The organism is Sinorhizobium arboris LMG 14919, assembly GCF_000427465.1.
Lineage (GTDB): Bacteria > Pseudomonadota > Alphaproteobacteria > Rhizobiales > Rhizobiaceae > Sinorhizobium > Sinorhizobium arboris.
Window position 1 is genome coordinate 187,080 of sequence record NZ_KE386497.1, and the last position, 16,634, is coordinate 203,713.

The 16,634-nt window shown below is 56.6% G+C and carries 9 protein-coding genes and 3 pseudogenes; 2 read left to right on the forward strand and 10 right to left on the reverse strand.

Annotated features, from left to right (window positions below; all coding sequences use genetic code 11):
• The first annotated feature begins 170 nt into the window (after positions 1-170).
• Together SINAR_RS0129720 and SINAR_RS1000000135985 are read left to right on the forward strand one after the other, a co-directional pair.
• Entirely contained in the window at positions 171-1,679 is a 1,509-nt protein-coding gene (locus tag SINAR_RS0129720; protein WP_028002461.1) for a M81 family metallopeptidase, read from the forward strand.
• Between the two features lie 112 nt (positions 1,680-1,791).
• Positions 1,792-3,297, forward strand: a complete 1,506-nt coding sequence (locus SINAR_RS1000000135985; protein ID WP_084617815.1) for a M81 family metallopeptidase — start codon at positions 1,792-1,794, stop codon at positions 3,295-3,297.
• Positions 3,298-3,714: 417 nt separating this feature from the next.
• On the opposite strand, the pseudogene SINAR_RS1000000137975 reads toward SINAR_RS1000000135985, so the two are convergent.
• The 10 genes and pseudogenes from SINAR_RS1000000137975 to SINAR_RS1000000136005 all read right to left on the reverse strand — a co-directional run.
• Positions 3,715-3,917, reverse strand: a pseudogene (locus SINAR_RS1000000137975) (IS110 family transposase); the annotation flags it as partial.
• Positions 3,918-4,246: 329 nt separating this feature from the next.
• Positions 4,247-4,972 carry a winged helix-turn-helix domain-containing protein gene (locus SINAR_RS0129740; RefSeq protein ID WP_234710677.1) on the reverse strand — a complete coding sequence of 242 codons (726 nt, stop codon included), beginning with the start codon at positions 4,970-4,972 and terminating at the stop codon, positions 4,247-4,249.
• 11 nt (positions 4,973-4,983) lie between these two features.
• The gene (locus SINAR_RS01000000134085; protein ID WP_033058221.1) at positions 4,984-5,379 is read right to left on the reverse strand and encodes a hypothetical protein; all 396 of its coding nucleotides are present in this window, start codon (positions 5,377-5,379) and stop codon (positions 4,984-4,986) included.
• Between the two features lie 1,127 nt (positions 5,380-6,506).
• Positions 6,507-7,311: pseudogene (tnpC, locus tag SINAR_RS01000000134090) on the reverse strand (IS66 family transposase); the annotation flags it as partial.
• A gap of 376 nt (positions 7,312-7,687) precedes the next feature.
• Positions 7,688-8,920, reverse strand: coding sequence for an ATP-grasp domain-containing protein (locus SINAR_RS0129750; protein ID WP_028002465.1), 1,233 nt, complete (start codon positions 8,918-8,920; stop codon positions 7,688-7,690).
• 611 nt (positions 8,921-9,531) lie between these two features.
• On the reverse strand, positions 9,532-10,767 hold the full coding sequence (locus SINAR_RS0129755; RefSeq protein WP_084617816.1) for an MFS transporter: 1,236 nt from the start codon (positions 10,765-10,767) through the stop codon (positions 9,532-9,534).
• A 521-nt stretch (positions 10,768-11,288) separates the two neighbouring features.
• A protein-coding gene (locus SINAR_RS1000000136000; protein WP_419761341.1) for an IS5 family transposase occupies positions 11,289-12,040 on the reverse strand; the annotation gives its coding sequence in 2 pieces (ribosomal slippage) (positions 11,289-12,016 and positions 12,016-12,040; 753 coding nt in all).
• Between the two features lie 842 nt (positions 12,041-12,882).
• Positions 12,883-13,395 carry a GNAT family N-acetyltransferase gene (locus SINAR_RS0129770; RefSeq protein ID WP_028002468.1) on the reverse strand — a complete coding sequence of 171 codons (513 nt, stop codon included), beginning with the start codon at positions 13,393-13,395 and terminating at the stop codon, positions 12,883-12,885.
• Between the two features lie 594 nt (positions 13,396-13,989).
• Positions 13,990-15,273: an aminotransferase class I/II-fold pyridoxal phosphate-dependent enzyme gene (locus SINAR_RS01000000134100; protein WP_084617863.1), complete on the reverse strand. Its 1,284-nt coding sequence runs from the start codon at positions 15,271-15,273 to the stop codon at positions 13,990-13,992.
• Between the two features lie 398 nt (positions 15,274-15,671).
• Positions 15,672-16,019: pseudogene (locus SINAR_RS1000000136005) on the reverse strand (IS110 family transposase); the annotation flags it as partial.
• Positions 16,020-16,634: the final 615 nt, after the last annotated feature.

A 16,634-nucleotide genomic window follows, 5' to 3' on the forward strand; every position in this document is an offset into this window, starting at 1 on the left:
TGTGGTCCAATTATGAGCGATGTAGCTGTTTCAAATCCAGTCGCATCGTGAACGGGATCAGCGGGCATCAAATTCTTCTCGATCCGTGTGCAAATTGTGCCGTGACCAAGGTCATTGGCGCGTGCCCATGATCGTTCGACCTTTCCTATATCTACCAAGGAGCAAGTTAAATGAATGGTCGCAAGATCCGGCTGCTGATTGGCCGAATGTCTCATGAGTCCAACTCCCTGCCGGATTTCAGGACGGATGGTTCGTGGTTTACTGAATATCGCGGCGAAGCGGTCATCGAACAAGCGAAGGGCACCGGAAGCACGCTTGGCGGCATCGTTAAGCGGGCTCAAGCAATGGGCTTCGAAACGATCGGTTCTATCGATGTTGTCGCTCCAGCCAGTGCTCTTGTAGACGATGGCTATTATGCACGAATCCGCGCGGAATTCGCTGAACGGGCCAAACGCCGTGATTTCGATGCCATCGCGCTCGATCTCCATGGGGCGATGGGGACCGACTCCATTCCCGATGCTGAAGGCGACCTGCTCGCGGCGCTTCGCGATGCCGTCGGACCCGGTATCCCGATCGGCGTAGGGTTGGATCTCCATGCGCACTTGACCCCCAAGATGTTGGAGAAAGCGGAGATCGTCATTGCCTGCAAGGAGAACCCGCATACCGATACAGTCGAATGCGGCGAAAAGGTCGTCGAACTCCTGGCTCAGATTCTTGCAGGCAGACTGGCACCGGTCAGTACGGTTGCGCGTGTGCCGATGATCCTGATGGGCAACGGCGACACTTTTGCTGGTCCCCTTCAACAGATTCATTCTCTTGCCCGTTCACTGGCAGAGGCCCATTGCGAGATCCACGACATTTCCATATACAATGTCAATCGCTTTACCGACGACTTCGACATGGGACAATGTGTAGTCGTTCTCAGCAATGGTCCCCTTCATCAGGCGGCTGAGATCGCAGAGAACATTGCCGCCGAGTTCTGGCATAGGCGGGAGGAATTCCGTGACCTGCTCATCACGGTCGATCAGGCCCTTGACCTCGCAGCAAACCCGCGGAAGGCCATCCCTGTAGCGTTGGCTGACATGGGTGATCGGGTAGCGGCGGGTGCGCCAGGCGATAGCCCCATAATTCTAAAAGCCGCGCTTGCACGGCCCGGGCTTCGTGGCGCCATACCGATTACCGACCCTGCGGCGGTTGCCAAAGCCAGGGCGGCTGGCGTGAGTGCCGACATCGTGGTGGATGTCGGGGGAACCATGACGCCGATATTCGATTCGGTCACGGTCCGCGGCAAAGTTCGAAATCTCTCCGATGGCGTTTTTATAGCGGCTGGTCCAATAGAAGGCGGCATTCGGAACGAGATGGGCGATACCGCTGTTCTCGATCTTGAGAATGGACTGCTGCTACTCCTGACGAGCAGACCGAATTACGCGATGGATCCTCAGACCTTTGAGAGCCAAGGTATATCGATCGCCGCACAAGATTTTCTGGTTGTGAAGAGTGGATATCATTTCAAGGTAAATTTCGACGGACTGGCAGAGCCACTTACCGTAGCGACACCGGGACTAGGATATCCATTTCCCGGCTACCATCCCGGAAAACGCGCCCGTTTTTATCCCGAACATGATGTGAGTGAACCCAATATCAAGGCCATCACCTTTACGCACCGGGAGCCGCAGTGAACTCGCCCTGCGCCACCGTGCAAGTGGGCGACAAGGATCTTGCCACGCCTCCGCTCGTCGGGATGTGCTGCAACGGCACCAATATGCACCAAATATCAACCGAGTGTCAGTAATGTCAGAGCCATACCGTGTTCTAGTTGCCCGTTTATACCACGAATCCAACAGGTTAAACCCTGAGTCGACCGGCGAAGCACGCTTTTTAATTCAGCGTGGTCAGAATATTCTTCGATCTCCGTCGGGGGTCCTCAAAGGGTTGACCGAAACGCTTGCTGCAGCGGGTCTAATGATTGAACCTATTTTCTCCGCCGGGGCCCCACCAAGCGGGCTTGTCGATCAAGATTTCTATCTCAGTTTACGCGAGGAGCTTTTGCAAGCGGTTCGCCGCGTCAACCCGGATGCCATCGGGCTAGAACTACATGGCGCGATGGGCACTGTAGATACCCCGGATGCAGAAGGCGATCTCCTCCAGGCTCTCCGTCACCTTGTCGGCCCGCTTGTACCGATTGGTATCGGTCTTGATCTCCATGCCCATGTCACGCGGCGCATGCTCGATAACACGGATATTTGCATCGCCTGCAAGAAAAACCCTCATTCGGACACCGTGGAATGCGGCCAGCGCGTTGCCGAACTTCTGATCCAACAGCTCGAAGGGCGACTCAGACCTGTTACCGTTTCAGCGTTTGTGCCCATGACCTTGCCGGGCGCGCAAGAAACCGCCTCCGGTCCGCTTGCCGAAATTCATCGAGTGGCTCGTGAGTATGCCGCGTTGCATCCCAACATCCAGGATATCTCCATCTTTAACGCGTTCCGCTTTGTTGACGACGAGGAAATGGGCCAGGTTGTGACCATACTAAGCAACGGTCCCGATAGTGACACGCCAGCTCTCGCGGTCGATCTTGCCAAACGCTTCTGGGCTGAACGCGAACGCTTTCACGATGACTTTCTGACAGTTGATGAGTTGTTCGCGCTCATCCGGAATTCACCGGAAAAGAGGCCGTTCGTCATCGCTGACATGGGAGACCGGGTTCTTGCCGGTGCGCCGGGCGATAGCACGATACTACTCTCTGCGGTCCTCGATCATTATCCCGGCCTTCGTGGAGCGTTGACTATAACTGATCCAGCCGCGACCGCTCGGGCAGCGGAGGCCGGTCTTGGAGCGACGATTAGGCTCCCCGTTGGCGCAGGGTTCACTCCTGGCTTCAAACCCAAGTTGATCACCGGACGCGTTGAGCACATAAGCGACGGGGACTTCGTGTTAGATGGTCCCTTCCATGAGGGCGAGCACAGCACTATGGGCCGGACAGTTGTTCTGCAAGTGGATGATCGCATCCATGTGCTGTTGACCAGCAAGCCAGCCTATAGCCATGACCCCGCCGCCTTCACGAGCCAAGGCATCAGACTTGAGAATCTCGACTTTGTGGTCGCGAAATCAGGCTATCACTTCACCTTAAACTTTGCCGGCCGCGCCACCCCTGTGCACGTCAACACTCCGGGCATTGGTTACTATCGCAAGGGCCAATTCAAGTACGAGAAATCGTGCTTCTGGCCCGAACATGTAATCCCTGCTCCGGTGATCTACGCACGTCAACATTCTGTCAACGCTCCACCATACCGGTAGCGAAAGTGTCGGAAATAAGAATCTACACGCTGCCCCCTTGGTGTGTTACCCTTCTTCGAAGGCGTCGACGAGTTTCACGCTGCGCCCCCTTGATGCTTGAGGCTGTTGAGAGACCTCGTTTTACCATCAGCCAGAAGCGTACCACAATCCACATCGGTTAACGATGAGGCGCAAAGCCGAAAACCCATTTAATCGCAGTCGTGGAGTCAACTATGTTATATGAGACGCGTGTGCCGGGGTTACAGGGTTGTCTTCGCCTCGGCAAGGCCGCCGCTTCATGGGCTTCGTTGGAAGAGCCTTCAATGTGGGCGACGCACTCAGCTTGGTCAGCGATGCAGCCCCATCAACGGAAAGGCTCAGCCTACGTCCCGGGAGTGACGTCTCAGGCGCTCAGATACTGAACGCGTCGATCAGCTTTCATGCCGCGATTTCTGCATTCGGATCGAAGAACTCGCCGGTCGTGAGCATTGCATGCATGATCACGGCCAGTTTGCGCGCGACAGCCACGGCGGTTCGTTTGAAGCCGAGCCTCTCCCGGAGTTGGAGACCCACGTTCGTAATGCGCTCTCTTTCTTGCTGCGGGCCACGATGACGGACGCAGCCTCACAGAGAAGTTCTCGCCAAGGATAGACATGAAAAGGCAGCAGGCCCCGCTCTCCTGTGCATCTCTGATAGACTTCCGAGGTAAGCGCACGGAGATGGTTATCACAATTCCGCTCTTTGCGACCTCGGCGGACGCCAGCATCGAAGTCGGCACAGGCCAAAACAAGTCAGGCTCGTGTGGGTGCCACCCAAGGAGTTAGTCGACCGGCATTGATTCTGATGGCCGATCGCAAAGGGGAACTATTTTCGACCGGACGTGGACCTCGCTCCAGGTCAGATCGCCATCGACTTGGTTTGCTGCGGGTGGTCCTCGATTGGTAGCCGCTTTCAACTTCTCTGAACGCGACTACTCAGAAAGTCCATAACCGACGGACCTCACGGTCCGTATAAGGTCCTGCCCGCCGGCCTTATTAAGTGCTGCGCGCAAGCGGCCGATGTGAACATCGATGGTGCGCGGGCCGACGTGAACAGCGCGCGGCCAAGCTGCATTCTGCAGTTCATCCCTAGAGTATACCCTATGTGGATGCTGCATGAACTGGTGCAGTAAGCGGAACTCGGTGGGACCGAGATGGATAGTGCGGCCGTTTCGCCGTACGCGATATCTGGCCATATCTAGTTCGAGGTCGCGAAAGGTCAGCAGCTCTAGTTGGAGCGCCGGGAGCCGGTTCGAAGAGCGCCAAATTGTATCGATGCTCCTCATCAGTGTCTCGGGTGAATACGGTCTGCTGAGATACTGGTCCGCACCGGATGAGAGAAACTCTTGCTGATTTGTCGAGTCATCTTCGGCCGCAAGGACGATGATCGACATGCCCCGCGTGCGACGATTAAGACGCAGGTGTGCACAGAGTGACTGCGTTTCAATGTTAGGGAGCAGCGATTCGAGGAGCAGTAGATCGGGAGTAAGTTCGTGAAGGCGATCGGTCAACCCTTTTCCGTCGCCAACCCCGGTGACAACAAGGTGCTTTCTCCTGACGGTGTATTCCAGAAAAGAGCGAAAGCTATCGTCTGCGGCAGCGATAAGGACGTTCGGCGGCGGCAGCGAAACTGGACCACTAGCGTCACTAATCATCATGCCAGACCTTCCTACTGGGACCGTCCTGCCGCGAAACTAAGTTTCGGACGTGGCGAGTGGTGCGGGAAGCTCTTCATGGCGTCGTTCAGATTTACTCGGCAATGGACAATCTTAAGGCGGATGACCGGCATACATGGAACGCTGGCGATCGGTCCCAATTTTCTGAGTTGTTGGCCTTGATTGCTGCAGATTGTCTTCAGCCGTGATGCTCGATCGCTCAACAACCTTTCGGCGCCACCTGCAAGAACGGCTTTCCGATTGGTCCGGATGACGCTAGCGGCGATGCGATACCGCCCGTTCGAGACGAAGTGGTAGAGATCGTGCGGCAGAGGCGCGCCCGACATCTGTCCGCCGGCGAGGGACGAAGTGGTCTTGCCAGTGCCGGCATTGTCGGAGAGGACGTTCATAGGCTGATTCCCGAGTCCAGGACGCATGCGCATTGGGCCTGCATAAGTCGTGCCAAAAGAGACTGCTTTTTAAACAATATCATAGGCCTGATATTCTGGGTCGGATGTCTAACCTTTGTTGCACATCCGGCAATGCGGGATGGTTGAAGGGGCATTAATTCGCCTTTCGCGCCGTTTCCTGCCAATGCCCTCGGATCGTCGTGCTGTGGATTGCTGCCAAGCGTCGGTCAGGGCCAGTTCCACGATCGTTTCCAGGAGAGCATCCCACACGCCTTGTTAGGCCAACGCCGGAACGTACATAGACGGAACTCCATTTACCCTAACGTTGATGCATATCACGCCACCGGCAGCCAACGCGCAGGACATGAGGCATGCCGTTCATGTATGGATGCCCACGTTCGTGCAAGGTTTTTTGCGATCGGCTGGATCGTGTGATCAGGTGCGGTCATGTATCAAACCTTTTAGATGCAGTCTGATATGTCCGCCTGGCCGGTATCGAGATGCGCGGACCTGGCGCAGAACAAGAAGGAAAAACTCGCGCTAGTTCCACGACAAGAAGCGGAAGCGACGTAGCGTGATCTTCAATCGCATCTGCAAGGTCCTTCACTAGGCCCACATAGGAACCACGCAGCGTGGCTGCTGTGCAAAGAAGCCTAAAACCTTTTCTCGTGCGAGGCTTTTGCAGAATGCCACACCGCCATTGGCTAAACCGCCGTGCGCCTAGAACGGCCGCTTTGCCAGATCGAGACCAATAATGCTAACTTCACCCATGGATGCTCCGTTTGTGGGACGCGAAAACATCGCCGCCTTGGCACATTGCCGTCGGTAGAGGGCATCCACTCCATCAAGAAAGTTCGACTATGAAAGGACGGGCGTGACTTGCGCCCGCGTGCTATCGCCATTAGCGGCCCGACAACGCGCCATTGTTCCTCGCTTAAATCGCCTCGTGCCAAAGTCGCCTCCTAAAAGGCAGCCAAGCTACCAACTCTTGAACATTGCAGAACACCTATTACCGTTCGGCGCGGGGACTCGCGTTGTCGCGGGCCAGCGTCAACGACACCAGCGTCTGGCGTAAGCGACAAGGTGGGGCCGTTCAGCCGGCGTAGTTCCACGGCATGAGTGCGTCCGAGTTCGATGCGGCCGTCGGTCAGGAAGCGCTCGAAGATGGCGCGACGCGAGATGGCATAGCGAAGCGCCTCAGCCAGTTTCGATTTGCCGGAGACCCGCGGCAGGGTCTTCTGCCAGAGAGCGAAGAGGTCGGCGACAACCACCGCAGAGATTTGCTGACGCGCCGCGACACGGGCGTCAGGGCTTTGTTGCGGATGGTCTCCTCAACCTGCCAGAGCTTGGCCATCCGCTCGACTGTCTCCGTTGCGACCTTCGAGCTTTCCGAGACATGCAGCTCATAGAACTTGCGCCGACTATGTGACCAGCAGCCAGCCAATGTGACGCCGTCATTGCCGCCATCGGAGCGGACCAGCCTGTTATAGGCGGCATAGCCGTCGACTTGCAGGATGCCACTGTAGCCCTTGAGATGCCGGGCGACGCACTCGCCGGCTCGACTGTCCTCGAAGCGGTAGGCCACCATCGGCGGACCGCTGCCCCCGAAGGTTCGGTCATCCCTGGCATAGGCCCAAAGCCATGCTGTCTTCGTCGATCCGGAGCCGGGAGCGAGGGTCGGCAAGGTGGTTTCGTCGGCGAAGATCCGCTCCCCCTTCTTGATCTCATCAAAGAGGTAGTCGGCGAGGATCTCCAGCTCGAACCCGAGCCTGCCCATCCATTGCGCATCAGCTTGCGGTCGAGCTCGACCTTGTCGCGGGCGTAGATCGCCTCCTGCCGGTAGAGCGGCAGTCCATCGGCATATTTGGAGACGGCGACCTGCGCCAGAAGTGCTTCCGTCGGAATGCCGCCTTCAATGATGCGTGCCGGCGCCGGCAAGCGGCGGATCGCGATGGGGGCAATCAAGAGCGGCGTGAAAGTGTGATCGGCAACAAGATTATCGCGTCACCGGTAGGCCATCGTAGCCGATCGAATAAACATTTGCGGTTGCTTATTCCTTCTTACAACACTCCGGCAGCGCCCGCCAGGAGAAATGGGTATCGCCTCCAGAAGGCGCAACCTTGTCGCCGCCGCGTCACAATAAGGCTCGAAACACCTCCAGCGGCGCCATTTGTTCCGTGATCTTCGCGGACATCGCCGACTTCCAAATCAGTAGACACTCCAGCCGATCAGACAATGGTGTTCGAGGAAACCCACAATGTAACGTGCGGCGATCCGTCCACACTCCCTAGTACTTGCGCTGTGTCGGTCATTCGTGTTCGCCAAGGATCGGAAATGGAGTAATCGACCAATCGATTAAGTCGACGGCCTGCTGAAGTATTGCCGCTGTCCTAGCGAGACTGGGTGAGGCGGCGATGACATGTCCGAGCCAGTCTCGGGAATCGCCCTTCCTGATGATCGGCGTTTTCGGCTGAAGGTACCATTTAACCTCGGCGACACCTGATACAGCAACTGCCCGAGCATCGTGATCGACCCTATCGAGGATGCCGTCACGGTCAGGGATTAGGAACCGCGCGGCCGCAGTTTGCGAATGTCTTCGGCGCAAGTCCCATTCGGTACCGATGACAAGCTTGATGTGCTCGGTGATGAGGTCAATACCGTAGGAGAGCTGAACCAGTTGAGGATCGGGCGTGCCAGCCAGACGCGGGTTCACTTCAATGACTACTGGGCCAAGCTTCGTCCACCGAAGTTCAATATTCGCAGGCCCCCAGCCGAGGCCGAGCGCTCGCAAACAGCCCAGCGAAACATCTGCAATACGCTCGTACTCGGCATCCGTCATCAGCGCCGGAAGGGTGAATTCACGAAAGACGAAATGCGGTGGGCGGTCGAAGTCAGCGGCGGCAATCCCAATGATCTCATTTCCCATTATGTTAACGGAATAATGAGGGCCCTGTGCGAATTCTTCGAGCAGGATACCCGGCGAAGAAACCCATATGTGCTTCCCGCCCAGCAGATAGTTCGTATGCTCGGCCAACTCACCCTCGTTTCTGCACAATCGGACACCACGGCTGCCACTGCCTATGACTGGCTTAACAATCACCGGCAGGCCGATTTCCGTGGCAGAGTTTTCTACGTCCGCTGGATTGGTTGCTACGCGATAGGCAGGTATTGGGATGCCGGCCTCCTCAAGGAGCTGACGCTGGGTGAACTTATCGCAGCACCGTTCGATCGATACCGGGTCGGGCCCCGGGAGCTCGAAATGGCGGCAGAGCTTGCCAACTGTTGCATAGAACTTGTCCCCAGCGCACGTAATGCCAGCAATGTCATAGGTCGTACCTAGACGAGCACACTCGCGGATCAGCGCATCAAGATTGTTTGTATCGACACGGACTGCCTCAATTCCTTCCGTGGCAAGATACTCATACTGAGCTGGATCAGCCGACAGGGTAATTGGATAAAGACCAAGACGCTGTGCCTTTTGGACGTATAGCGGACTATTAGCCCTTGTACCTTCAACAAGGATGAGCGCTCTTCTTGCCATTGACTGTTGACTCCCACGTTGCGTGCTATGTGGCCGGGCCGAGCGTAAAGCACGTCAGCTCTTTTGGTCTGCCAGCCCGTTGTTGCCGTTAGAAATTGACGGGAGCTTACCATCGCCCGTGCTTCTTTGTTGTAAAGATTATGTAAAGTTCATTTTAAGACGTTTGCTGACGGGTGTCTGAGCCCAGCATTGGATGGTGCGTTGTTTTCCCGGAATTGGAAGGGGTGGACTAAGGGGCTGGTCCTTCACGGCAGCGCCACGATCCAGGGCTTCGGTATCCCTGCGTACATCTGCAGATGCTGGAGTTCAGCGCGGATCGATTCAGCTCTTTATAACCATGACTATGCAACCACAGTTCGCGCCTTACCATTCGCAAATTCATCTTCCAAGCCCAAAAGTGACACCGAAGTATTGGAAAAGCTTGTCCCCTCACAGTCGCAAATGGTTAGGAGGCGCGTCTTGATAAGCGCGTCCTCCCGGTTTCGTTGCGGTTAGTGCCGCCGTCGTTTGATATCGACAATCAGGAGCGAAACCGGCGTGCCCGACCAGCCTGACCCTGAGACCATGCAGCCGCGAGCATGTATAGCTCCTATCGTTCCGAACGCGTTGGGTCAGACCTTGCTGCGGCCCAGATACAATTCACCAAAAGAGAAAAGTGCAATTGCCAGCAGAGTGAGAAACGCCGCATACAGAGCCGCGATCTTGTAGTCCCCTCCAAGAAAATCAACGAGAATGATAGCCGATGGAGTACCAAGAAGCGCGCCCGCGCGGGCCGTGTTCATGTAGAGCCCGGTTGCGAGGCCGACTCTCTTTTGCAGGGATGCCTGGAACCAGGCCATACCAACGGGCATTGTCGACGCGATAAAGACCGCGTTCAACAACTGCGCGGAGAGTAGTATAGGGAATGAACTGAACGTATACATCGAACAGTAGTAGAGAAAAGCGCACGCTGATCCGATTATTACGATCACTCTCGGTGCTCTCATTTGTCTGACACGCTCGAGAAGCAGCAGAAGAGGAATCTCCATCGCTGCAGTGCAAGAGAATAAGAGCCCCGCATACGTCACAGGTAACTTCAATGTCTTAGTCACGATAAGTGGGGTTGCCATGACCACCACCGAGTTGGCGGCTTGCAAAAGAAAGAAACCAATCACTAGGATTCCTAAGTTCAATGCATTTTGGGGCGCAGCCTTCGAGGGAGGAGAGGTCGAGATCGATATAGTTGGCGGCAGCATTGGCGCCAAGATAAGAACTGGCAAGCCACAAAACGCAATAGCCATTAACAGCCCGCCGAATCCTGCCGAAGCGATAAGGAATGAAGCTCCCGCTGAACCAGCGACGCATGCCGCGGAAAAAACCGCCCGCATGGAAACGACGCGGCCGCGCCCATGCTCGGTTGACAGCAAATATGAGAAATAGAGTCCAATCGAGCTGGCTGCGGGACCGAGCAAACCGGTCGCAACAATCAATGCTCCTGGAAACCCGTCTACAAAGTCCAACATCAAGGCCCCAGTCGAAGTCAGGCAGACCGAGCAGACCACTGGGGCCTTGCGCCAGCCCAATACGTCTGTGAAGTGGGGTATCGCCAAGTTGCAAAAGAGCGCACTAAGGTGAAAGGCGCCGAGAAAAGCCGCCGTCTGGCAATGGGTCATGCCAATTCGCATATTGGCAAAGAGGGCGAGATTTGGCGTAATAGCCGCATTTTGCAGACCTATAACGAGTGCGACCGCACCCATCAGCAACAGTAGCCTCGCAGGGCTCGAATTGGGTCCGGCCCCAGTTAGGCAGGATGTCTCCCCCTCCAAGCGTTGGTCATGTAGATCGTAGCCTTGCTGGTTCATCTTCATGCTCGGACCTCTGGAATGACGAGCCGCCGCAGTCGCTAAGTCAGGTCGGCTGCATCACTCGTCGATCAACTTCTCCAGGCTAGCAACCATCATCGACGGCACGCAGGTTCGTACTAATGCCCACGCATCGGACGCGTCATTGGAGCCTCTGCCAAATGCAGAGTCGTAGGACCATCAGCGGATGAGGGTTGCAAATGAGTTTTCAAGAAAGCCGTCCCTCTCGATCTGTGACGCGTTTACGGATAAACATGCATGTGCCGTGCCAACCGAGAAATCGTGAAAACAATCCATAGCTCGTATGCCGCTCTGTCGCATATTCGACATCATCGGACACTGAAAATCGGGAACGCAGGTTGGATGACGCGTGAATTCCGCCGCCCGCCTGTCCAATCTCCACATAGACGCGGTGAGGTGGGGGGATGTTAAGTTGCGTGCGGAGATCCTCAGACCGGGTTAAGGGACCGAGAATCAAGAACCAAGTAGGAGCTACCATGTACCCGAGTTCTAGGGGGAATCGACATTCATCCGAGCCAGATCATTGCGGCGGCGAGTAAGGCAAAGCCGTTGAAGTGGATTGTCCGCCGATCATAGCGGGTGGCAAAGCGGCGAAAATGTTTGAGGCGGTTGAAGCAGCGTTCGATCCGGTTGCGGTGCCGATACGCTTCGGCGTCATGCGGGATGGTGGCCTTGCGCGAGCGGTTTGAGGGGATGACCGCCTCGGCCCTCATGACGGCGATCGTCTCGCGCAGGGCATTGCTGTCATAGGCTTTGTCGGCGAGGACGGCGGCACCGGACCACCCCTTCAGCAAGGCTTCTGCCTGGGTGACGTCACCGACCTGACCGGCGGTGACGATCAGGCGCAGCGGGCGTCCGAGGGCATCGGCCAGCATGTGGATCTTGGTGGTCAGTCCCCCCTCGGGAACGCCCCAGCGCCTGATCCTTGGCCCCCCTTTTCCGCTCGCCGCCTGTTGATGGGCGCGCACAATGGTGCTGTCGAGCATCAGGTACTGGTTGTCGTGGTCGGCGGTCAGCACCGCGAATACCCGCTCCCACACGCCGGCATGGCACCAACGGCTGAAACGGCGATGCACGGTCTTCCACTTGCCATAGCGTTCCGGCAGGTCGCGCCAGTGCGCCCCGGAACGCAGCACCCATAAGCAGCCATTGACGAACAGCCGGTTATCGACGCCCCTCCGGCCAGGGTCACCGGCCTTGCCCGGCAACAACGCCGCTATCCGTGCCCACTGCGCCTCGCTCGTTCGTATCGCTTGATCGCCATCGCCCCGCTCCGCTTGGAAAATGCGGAACCCTATGAATCACAGCAAACGACCGATGGGAATCCTGAATGTCGATTGCACCTAGTCCCCGTTTAGGCATTTGCAATCAGCTTCGGAGCCGCTGCCTGATGTAATTGCGAACATTCCGGAAGCCGTGGAAGTCGGCGGCCGGATAAGTCGCTGATTGGATCACGGCTACTCGGCGTTGACACGCAGGCGCTCTCCACCGCGTCGCCGGACTGGTCAATGCCAAATATCGCGCTGCAGCCCAAAGGACGAAAGCAAGTCGACCAGCCGACCACGAGAGGTGCTGACCTCTCTAATGTCGAACTGGATGTGACGAGCGATCGCGAACGACAAAACTGCCGCGTGATCCATCTCGCTCCAACTCAGTTCGGCGTGTTGCACCATGTCATGAGGAAGCCGGCAAAGAGTACTCCAGAAGTGGACTGCTAAATGCAGCTTGGTCGTGGCAAAGAGGGCTCTCTTGGCGAAACTGCCGTTATCCTCGTCCAGGCCCGACTCTTAGTTGTCCTCACCAGCAAACCCGCCTTCAGTAACGATCCCGCAGTTCTTTCCAGTCAAGGCCTAGATATCTCCAGCTTGACTTTGTGGTCGTTAAATCAGGCGATCACTTTACTGAACCGCGGAGATCTTGGTGCGCCTCTCCTCGTGCCTACCCGGGAGTCGGCAACTATCGAAAAGGCATCCTCCGATATGAAAGAGGTCGCTTTTGGCCTGAACATACTATTGAACTTGGGGAGGTCATTACGACGACATTTGGTGTGGATGCCTAACGGACCAACTTTGGGCGCCAAAGCAGCAGCTTTGTTGAGCATCACTGAGCCGGACGTCGCAACTCGAAGAACTGGTAATTCGTTCCATCAACGAGAACCGGCCCAACGCAGGAAAAGCCCAGACCAGTTATCATCCTAAGAGACCGAGTATTCGTCGGGCGTATAAGAGAGACCAACCGGTCGACACGTTGGGTTGCAAAGGCGAACTCGATCACAGGCTTCTGGCTTTCCGGCCCGATCCTTTTACCGCAGTGGGCTCCAAACAAGAAGCATCCGATCTCAATGTCGTTTGCATCGAAGCGGCGCAGCCCGCACCGCCCCACGAAACGCAGGTCACCATTATTCTCTCGTTCATAGACCACCCAGAATCCAAACCCGCAGGTTTCCCACTCATGAAGATAGAGGGCCAGCCGTGCATCAGACAATTCCCGTGTTGGCGGAATCCCCTGCATAGTCAATTCGACTACCAGCGGATCACAGTGTAGGCGATGGAGGGCATCCGCGTCCCACGGACGCAACGGGCGCATGAATAGACGTTCTGTTTCCAAGTTCATATCAAACTCCATTCAATTGTAGAGATACGCGAGCAACAATCGCCGAACCTCCCTTGAAAATTGCACGATCCGGGTGTCGCATGCGCGAGCATCGCTTCGAAGCCTTCTTTGGCAGCAGATAACATTTCTCGACTTTTTTAGGCCCCGTTTGGCAAATTCGATTTGTCCCCGGAGCGGCCCAGGTGATTGGCCCCAGCATGTTCGGCAGGACTCACAACTGAGCAGGAACGCCTTTTGTAAGTGCCTCTCAGTGCGAAACAGCCCAACCCCTGCTCTCGCAAGTCGCGAAAAAATCTACAGTCCGCCTCAACCGGTGGAGATTCATTGCGTAGCCACTCGTCGGCCGCGGTGTCTCGATACGGCGCTCCGATCGGCGGCAACCTGGGGATCGGCCGTCATAATGTGCGATGACCATTGTATCAGGGTCGTAAAGTTGTTCTGTGCATCGAGACAATGGATGCCAATGGACGTCGGTGACATGAGCATCCTTCCCGCTCGCTACGCAGCTGGGCTTCGAAGGTATAACCTGGCGGGGCTCTGGCGAAGGCTTCGGCGGGTTGTCTCTCAGGTATCACGTAATGCTCCTCCCAGCGCTTAGGTTCGGTTCAGGATCTCCAACACGGCGCGTGCGACCCGGCCCACTTCGTCGTCCGAGTGGCTGGCGGTGAGGCAGATGCGCAAGCCTGCCTTTCCACGCGCAACCGTCGGAAAGAAGATTACCGACACATAATGGCCTGCCTCCAGGAGAATGCGCCCTGCGGAAATGGCCTGCTGCTCATCACCGATCTCGACCACGCGGATCGGCAGTTTCGTACCTTTATGAGCGGTGGGCAGGATAGAGTCGAACAACCGCACATTGTCCCAGAGCTTGCGTCGACGAGCGTCGGGTTCCGAGGTGCGGTGGAGTCGACTGGATCCTAAGGCGGCGCCTACAGCGGCTAGGTTGGGCGATGCTGAGAACGCATGCGCTACGGCAAAGCTTCGAAAAAGGGCTTCCTGATGCTCCGTGCCCAACATAATCAGTCCACCAGACGCCCCAAATCCTTTTCCAAGCGAGGCGGCAATTATCGTCCGGTCGCCGACCGCGCCGGCCAATTGAGATCGGGCATATCCCTCACCTTGGTGCCCAAAGAGCGAAATTCCATGAGCGTCATCGATGTAGAGGAACAGTCCATAGCGCGCTTGAAGTGTGCGTAGCGCATCAACTGGAGCCGCGCCCCCCATGGAGTAGACGCCATCGCAGATATAGGCGACGACATCGTTTTGCTGGCACAGCCGCTCCAGCGTGTCCAAGCCGTTGTGGGGGATCGTGACGACCCGAGTCTCTTCCGCGATCACCGGCTTGTGAAAGGCGAGAGTTGCGTGAGCGAGCCGATCGAAGACCATCAGCGGCTTTCGCTCTCCGGTGAGATGACCTGAGGCGATTAGGGGCAAAGCACCCATATTTGCCGCCAGTACTGAGGAGTAGGTGATAACCCTGGCGGCGAAGAGGTCGGACAAATCTTCTTCCAGATTACCGATTAGACCGAAGTTCAGCCTGGTTCGGGCACAGGACCAATGAAGCGAGCCGTATTGCTCGACGGCGGTAATCGCGCCTGCGATCACGTCAGGATGGTTGTCCAGACCAAGATATGAACACCTGACGAAATCAACGACAGCCTGACCGGCATAGTCGCCCTTTTCCAGAAGGATGGTCCTACCGTTCGTCGAACGACCGTAAACATCGATTAACCCTTGATCGCGTGCTTGTCGGAAATGCGGTTCCGCATACCCAATCACGGCCGGGGTATTGCGCACTGCACGGGTTAACGGCCCCGTCGTGCCAAGACGAGAAGCAGTACTCGGATCGGACCGAAGCTCCGAATCAGATTGAGACATAACCTTTTTCCTCTGCGACAGGGCTTGGAGAAGACCAAGCATGCACCGTGCCAACGGAGAAATCCTTTTCAAAACAATGTTATGGTTGCAAACAACTTTCTTGCGTGTTCGACAATTTGGAACGTTAACGACAAAAACGTAGAACACTGAGCGCACCCAGCGCTCAGCCTATCGAAGTTCTTACGCCCGTGCGGGAAGCTTGCGTTTGTTCGCCATCACCTCACTTTGCCTGACCATTTCGAGAGCCTGTTGGCTGTCTGCGGCTAGTAGCGCGATCCGTCCCTTAGGAAGATCGCTGCGCGCCCTGATGAATATCCGCTTGGAGAACAGGTCCTACTCAATCGAGCGCGCTCGAGGCGCTTCGGATTGATCGGGGTGTCCTGCTTCTTCGTCTTCCTGTGTGCTCGGATTGCGTTACCGATGTGCGTGCGTTGGCGAACCAGAAAATCCGAGTGCGGTGAAGAACCAGAACCGATGAGCAGGCTTCGCTCTTGATGGCGACAACCCGCATGGAGGGGCGCGTCACGGCTTCACAGATGGCGGCTGCGTCCGCACTATTCGTCTTCCCGCGCTTCACGTAAGGCTACACATAGGATGGCGGCATCAGCCGTACGTCATGCCCCATCTCCTGAAGCCTGCGTCCCAGTCGTGAGAACCGACGCAAACCTCATGCCGATCAGGCATGGCGGACCCTTTTGGAAAAATGCGAGCAATTGGCTGCGGCGAAGCTGGCGGCGGACGATAGGCATGAAATTCTTGCCTGCCGTGCCGGCATTGTTCCACATTCGCAGGATAGTTCGAGTATGCGTTACGCTGCATATCGGTGTGCCACCATGTTGTTTCGGAACCGATCCTCCGGTTTAGCACGATACAGACGGCCTCAGGGAAAGCCGCCATACGCCCATCGTTGATAACGGCGCCTGACTCGGTCGTGTAGCGCAGTGTGGGTGAACCCAAGAAAGTCGACCGTTTCAGGGCGGCGTTGCCTCCGGCGTGCACGGCGCTCGGCCGCTATGGTCCAAATTCCAGAATACGCCTCTTCTCCTCATACAGCGAGAGGCCGAACTTCACCATCCGCTCATGCAGTGCATTGAGAAAGCGCGAGCCCACGACGCTGTCGGCCGCTTAACAGACGACGATGACATCCCCATTGATCTGCTTCGCCACTGATGGGATCCAGAGAGCAAAGACGTAGTGCAGATAAGATTGGCGCGGAGCGGCGAGATCACCGCGGCTTGCGGCGTACCTAGCCCGCGCTACGCACTTCGATCCACTTTTGACAACGGCAGCTGTCAGCCACTAGCGTATCAAATCGCAAGATCGGTCTGCAATCCTGTGCTCGAGAAACCGCATCATGCTTA

What these genes read in the sequence shown, in the direction of transcription:
- SINAR_RS0129720 (WP_028002461.1), top strand. Translation starts at nt 171, where the DNA reads ATGAATGGTCGCAAGATCCGGCTGCTGATTGGCCGAATGTCTCATGAG.
- SINAR_RS1000000135985 (WP_084617815.1), top strand. Translation starts at nt 1,792, where the DNA reads ATGTCAGAGCCATACCGTGTTCTAGTTGCCCGTTTATACCACGAATCC.
- SINAR_RS0129740 (WP_234710677.1), bottom strand. Translation starts at nt 4,972, where the DNA reads ATGATGATTAGTGACGCTAGTGGTCCAGTTTCGCTGCCGCCGCCGAAC.
- SINAR_RS01000000134085 (WP_033058221.1), bottom strand. Translation starts at nt 5,379, where the DNA reads ATGAACGTCCTCTCCGACAATGCCGGCACTGGCAAGACCACTTCGTCC.
- SINAR_RS0129750 (WP_028002465.1), bottom strand. Translation starts at nt 8,920, where the DNA reads ATGGCAAGAAGAGCGCTCATCCTTGTTGAAGGTACAAGGGCTAATAGT.
- SINAR_RS0129755 (WP_084617816.1), bottom strand. Translation starts at nt 10,767, where the DNA reads ATGAAGATGAACCAGCAAGGCTACGATCTACATGACCAACGCTTGGAG.
- SINAR_RS0129770 (WP_028002468.1), bottom strand. Translation starts at nt 13,395, where the DNA reads ATGAACTTGGAAACAGAACGTCTATTCATGCGCCCGTTGCGTCCGTGG.
- SINAR_RS01000000134100 (WP_084617863.1), bottom strand. Translation starts at nt 15,273, where the DNA reads ATGTCTCAATCTGATTCGGAGCTTCGGTCCGATCCGAGTACTGCTTCT.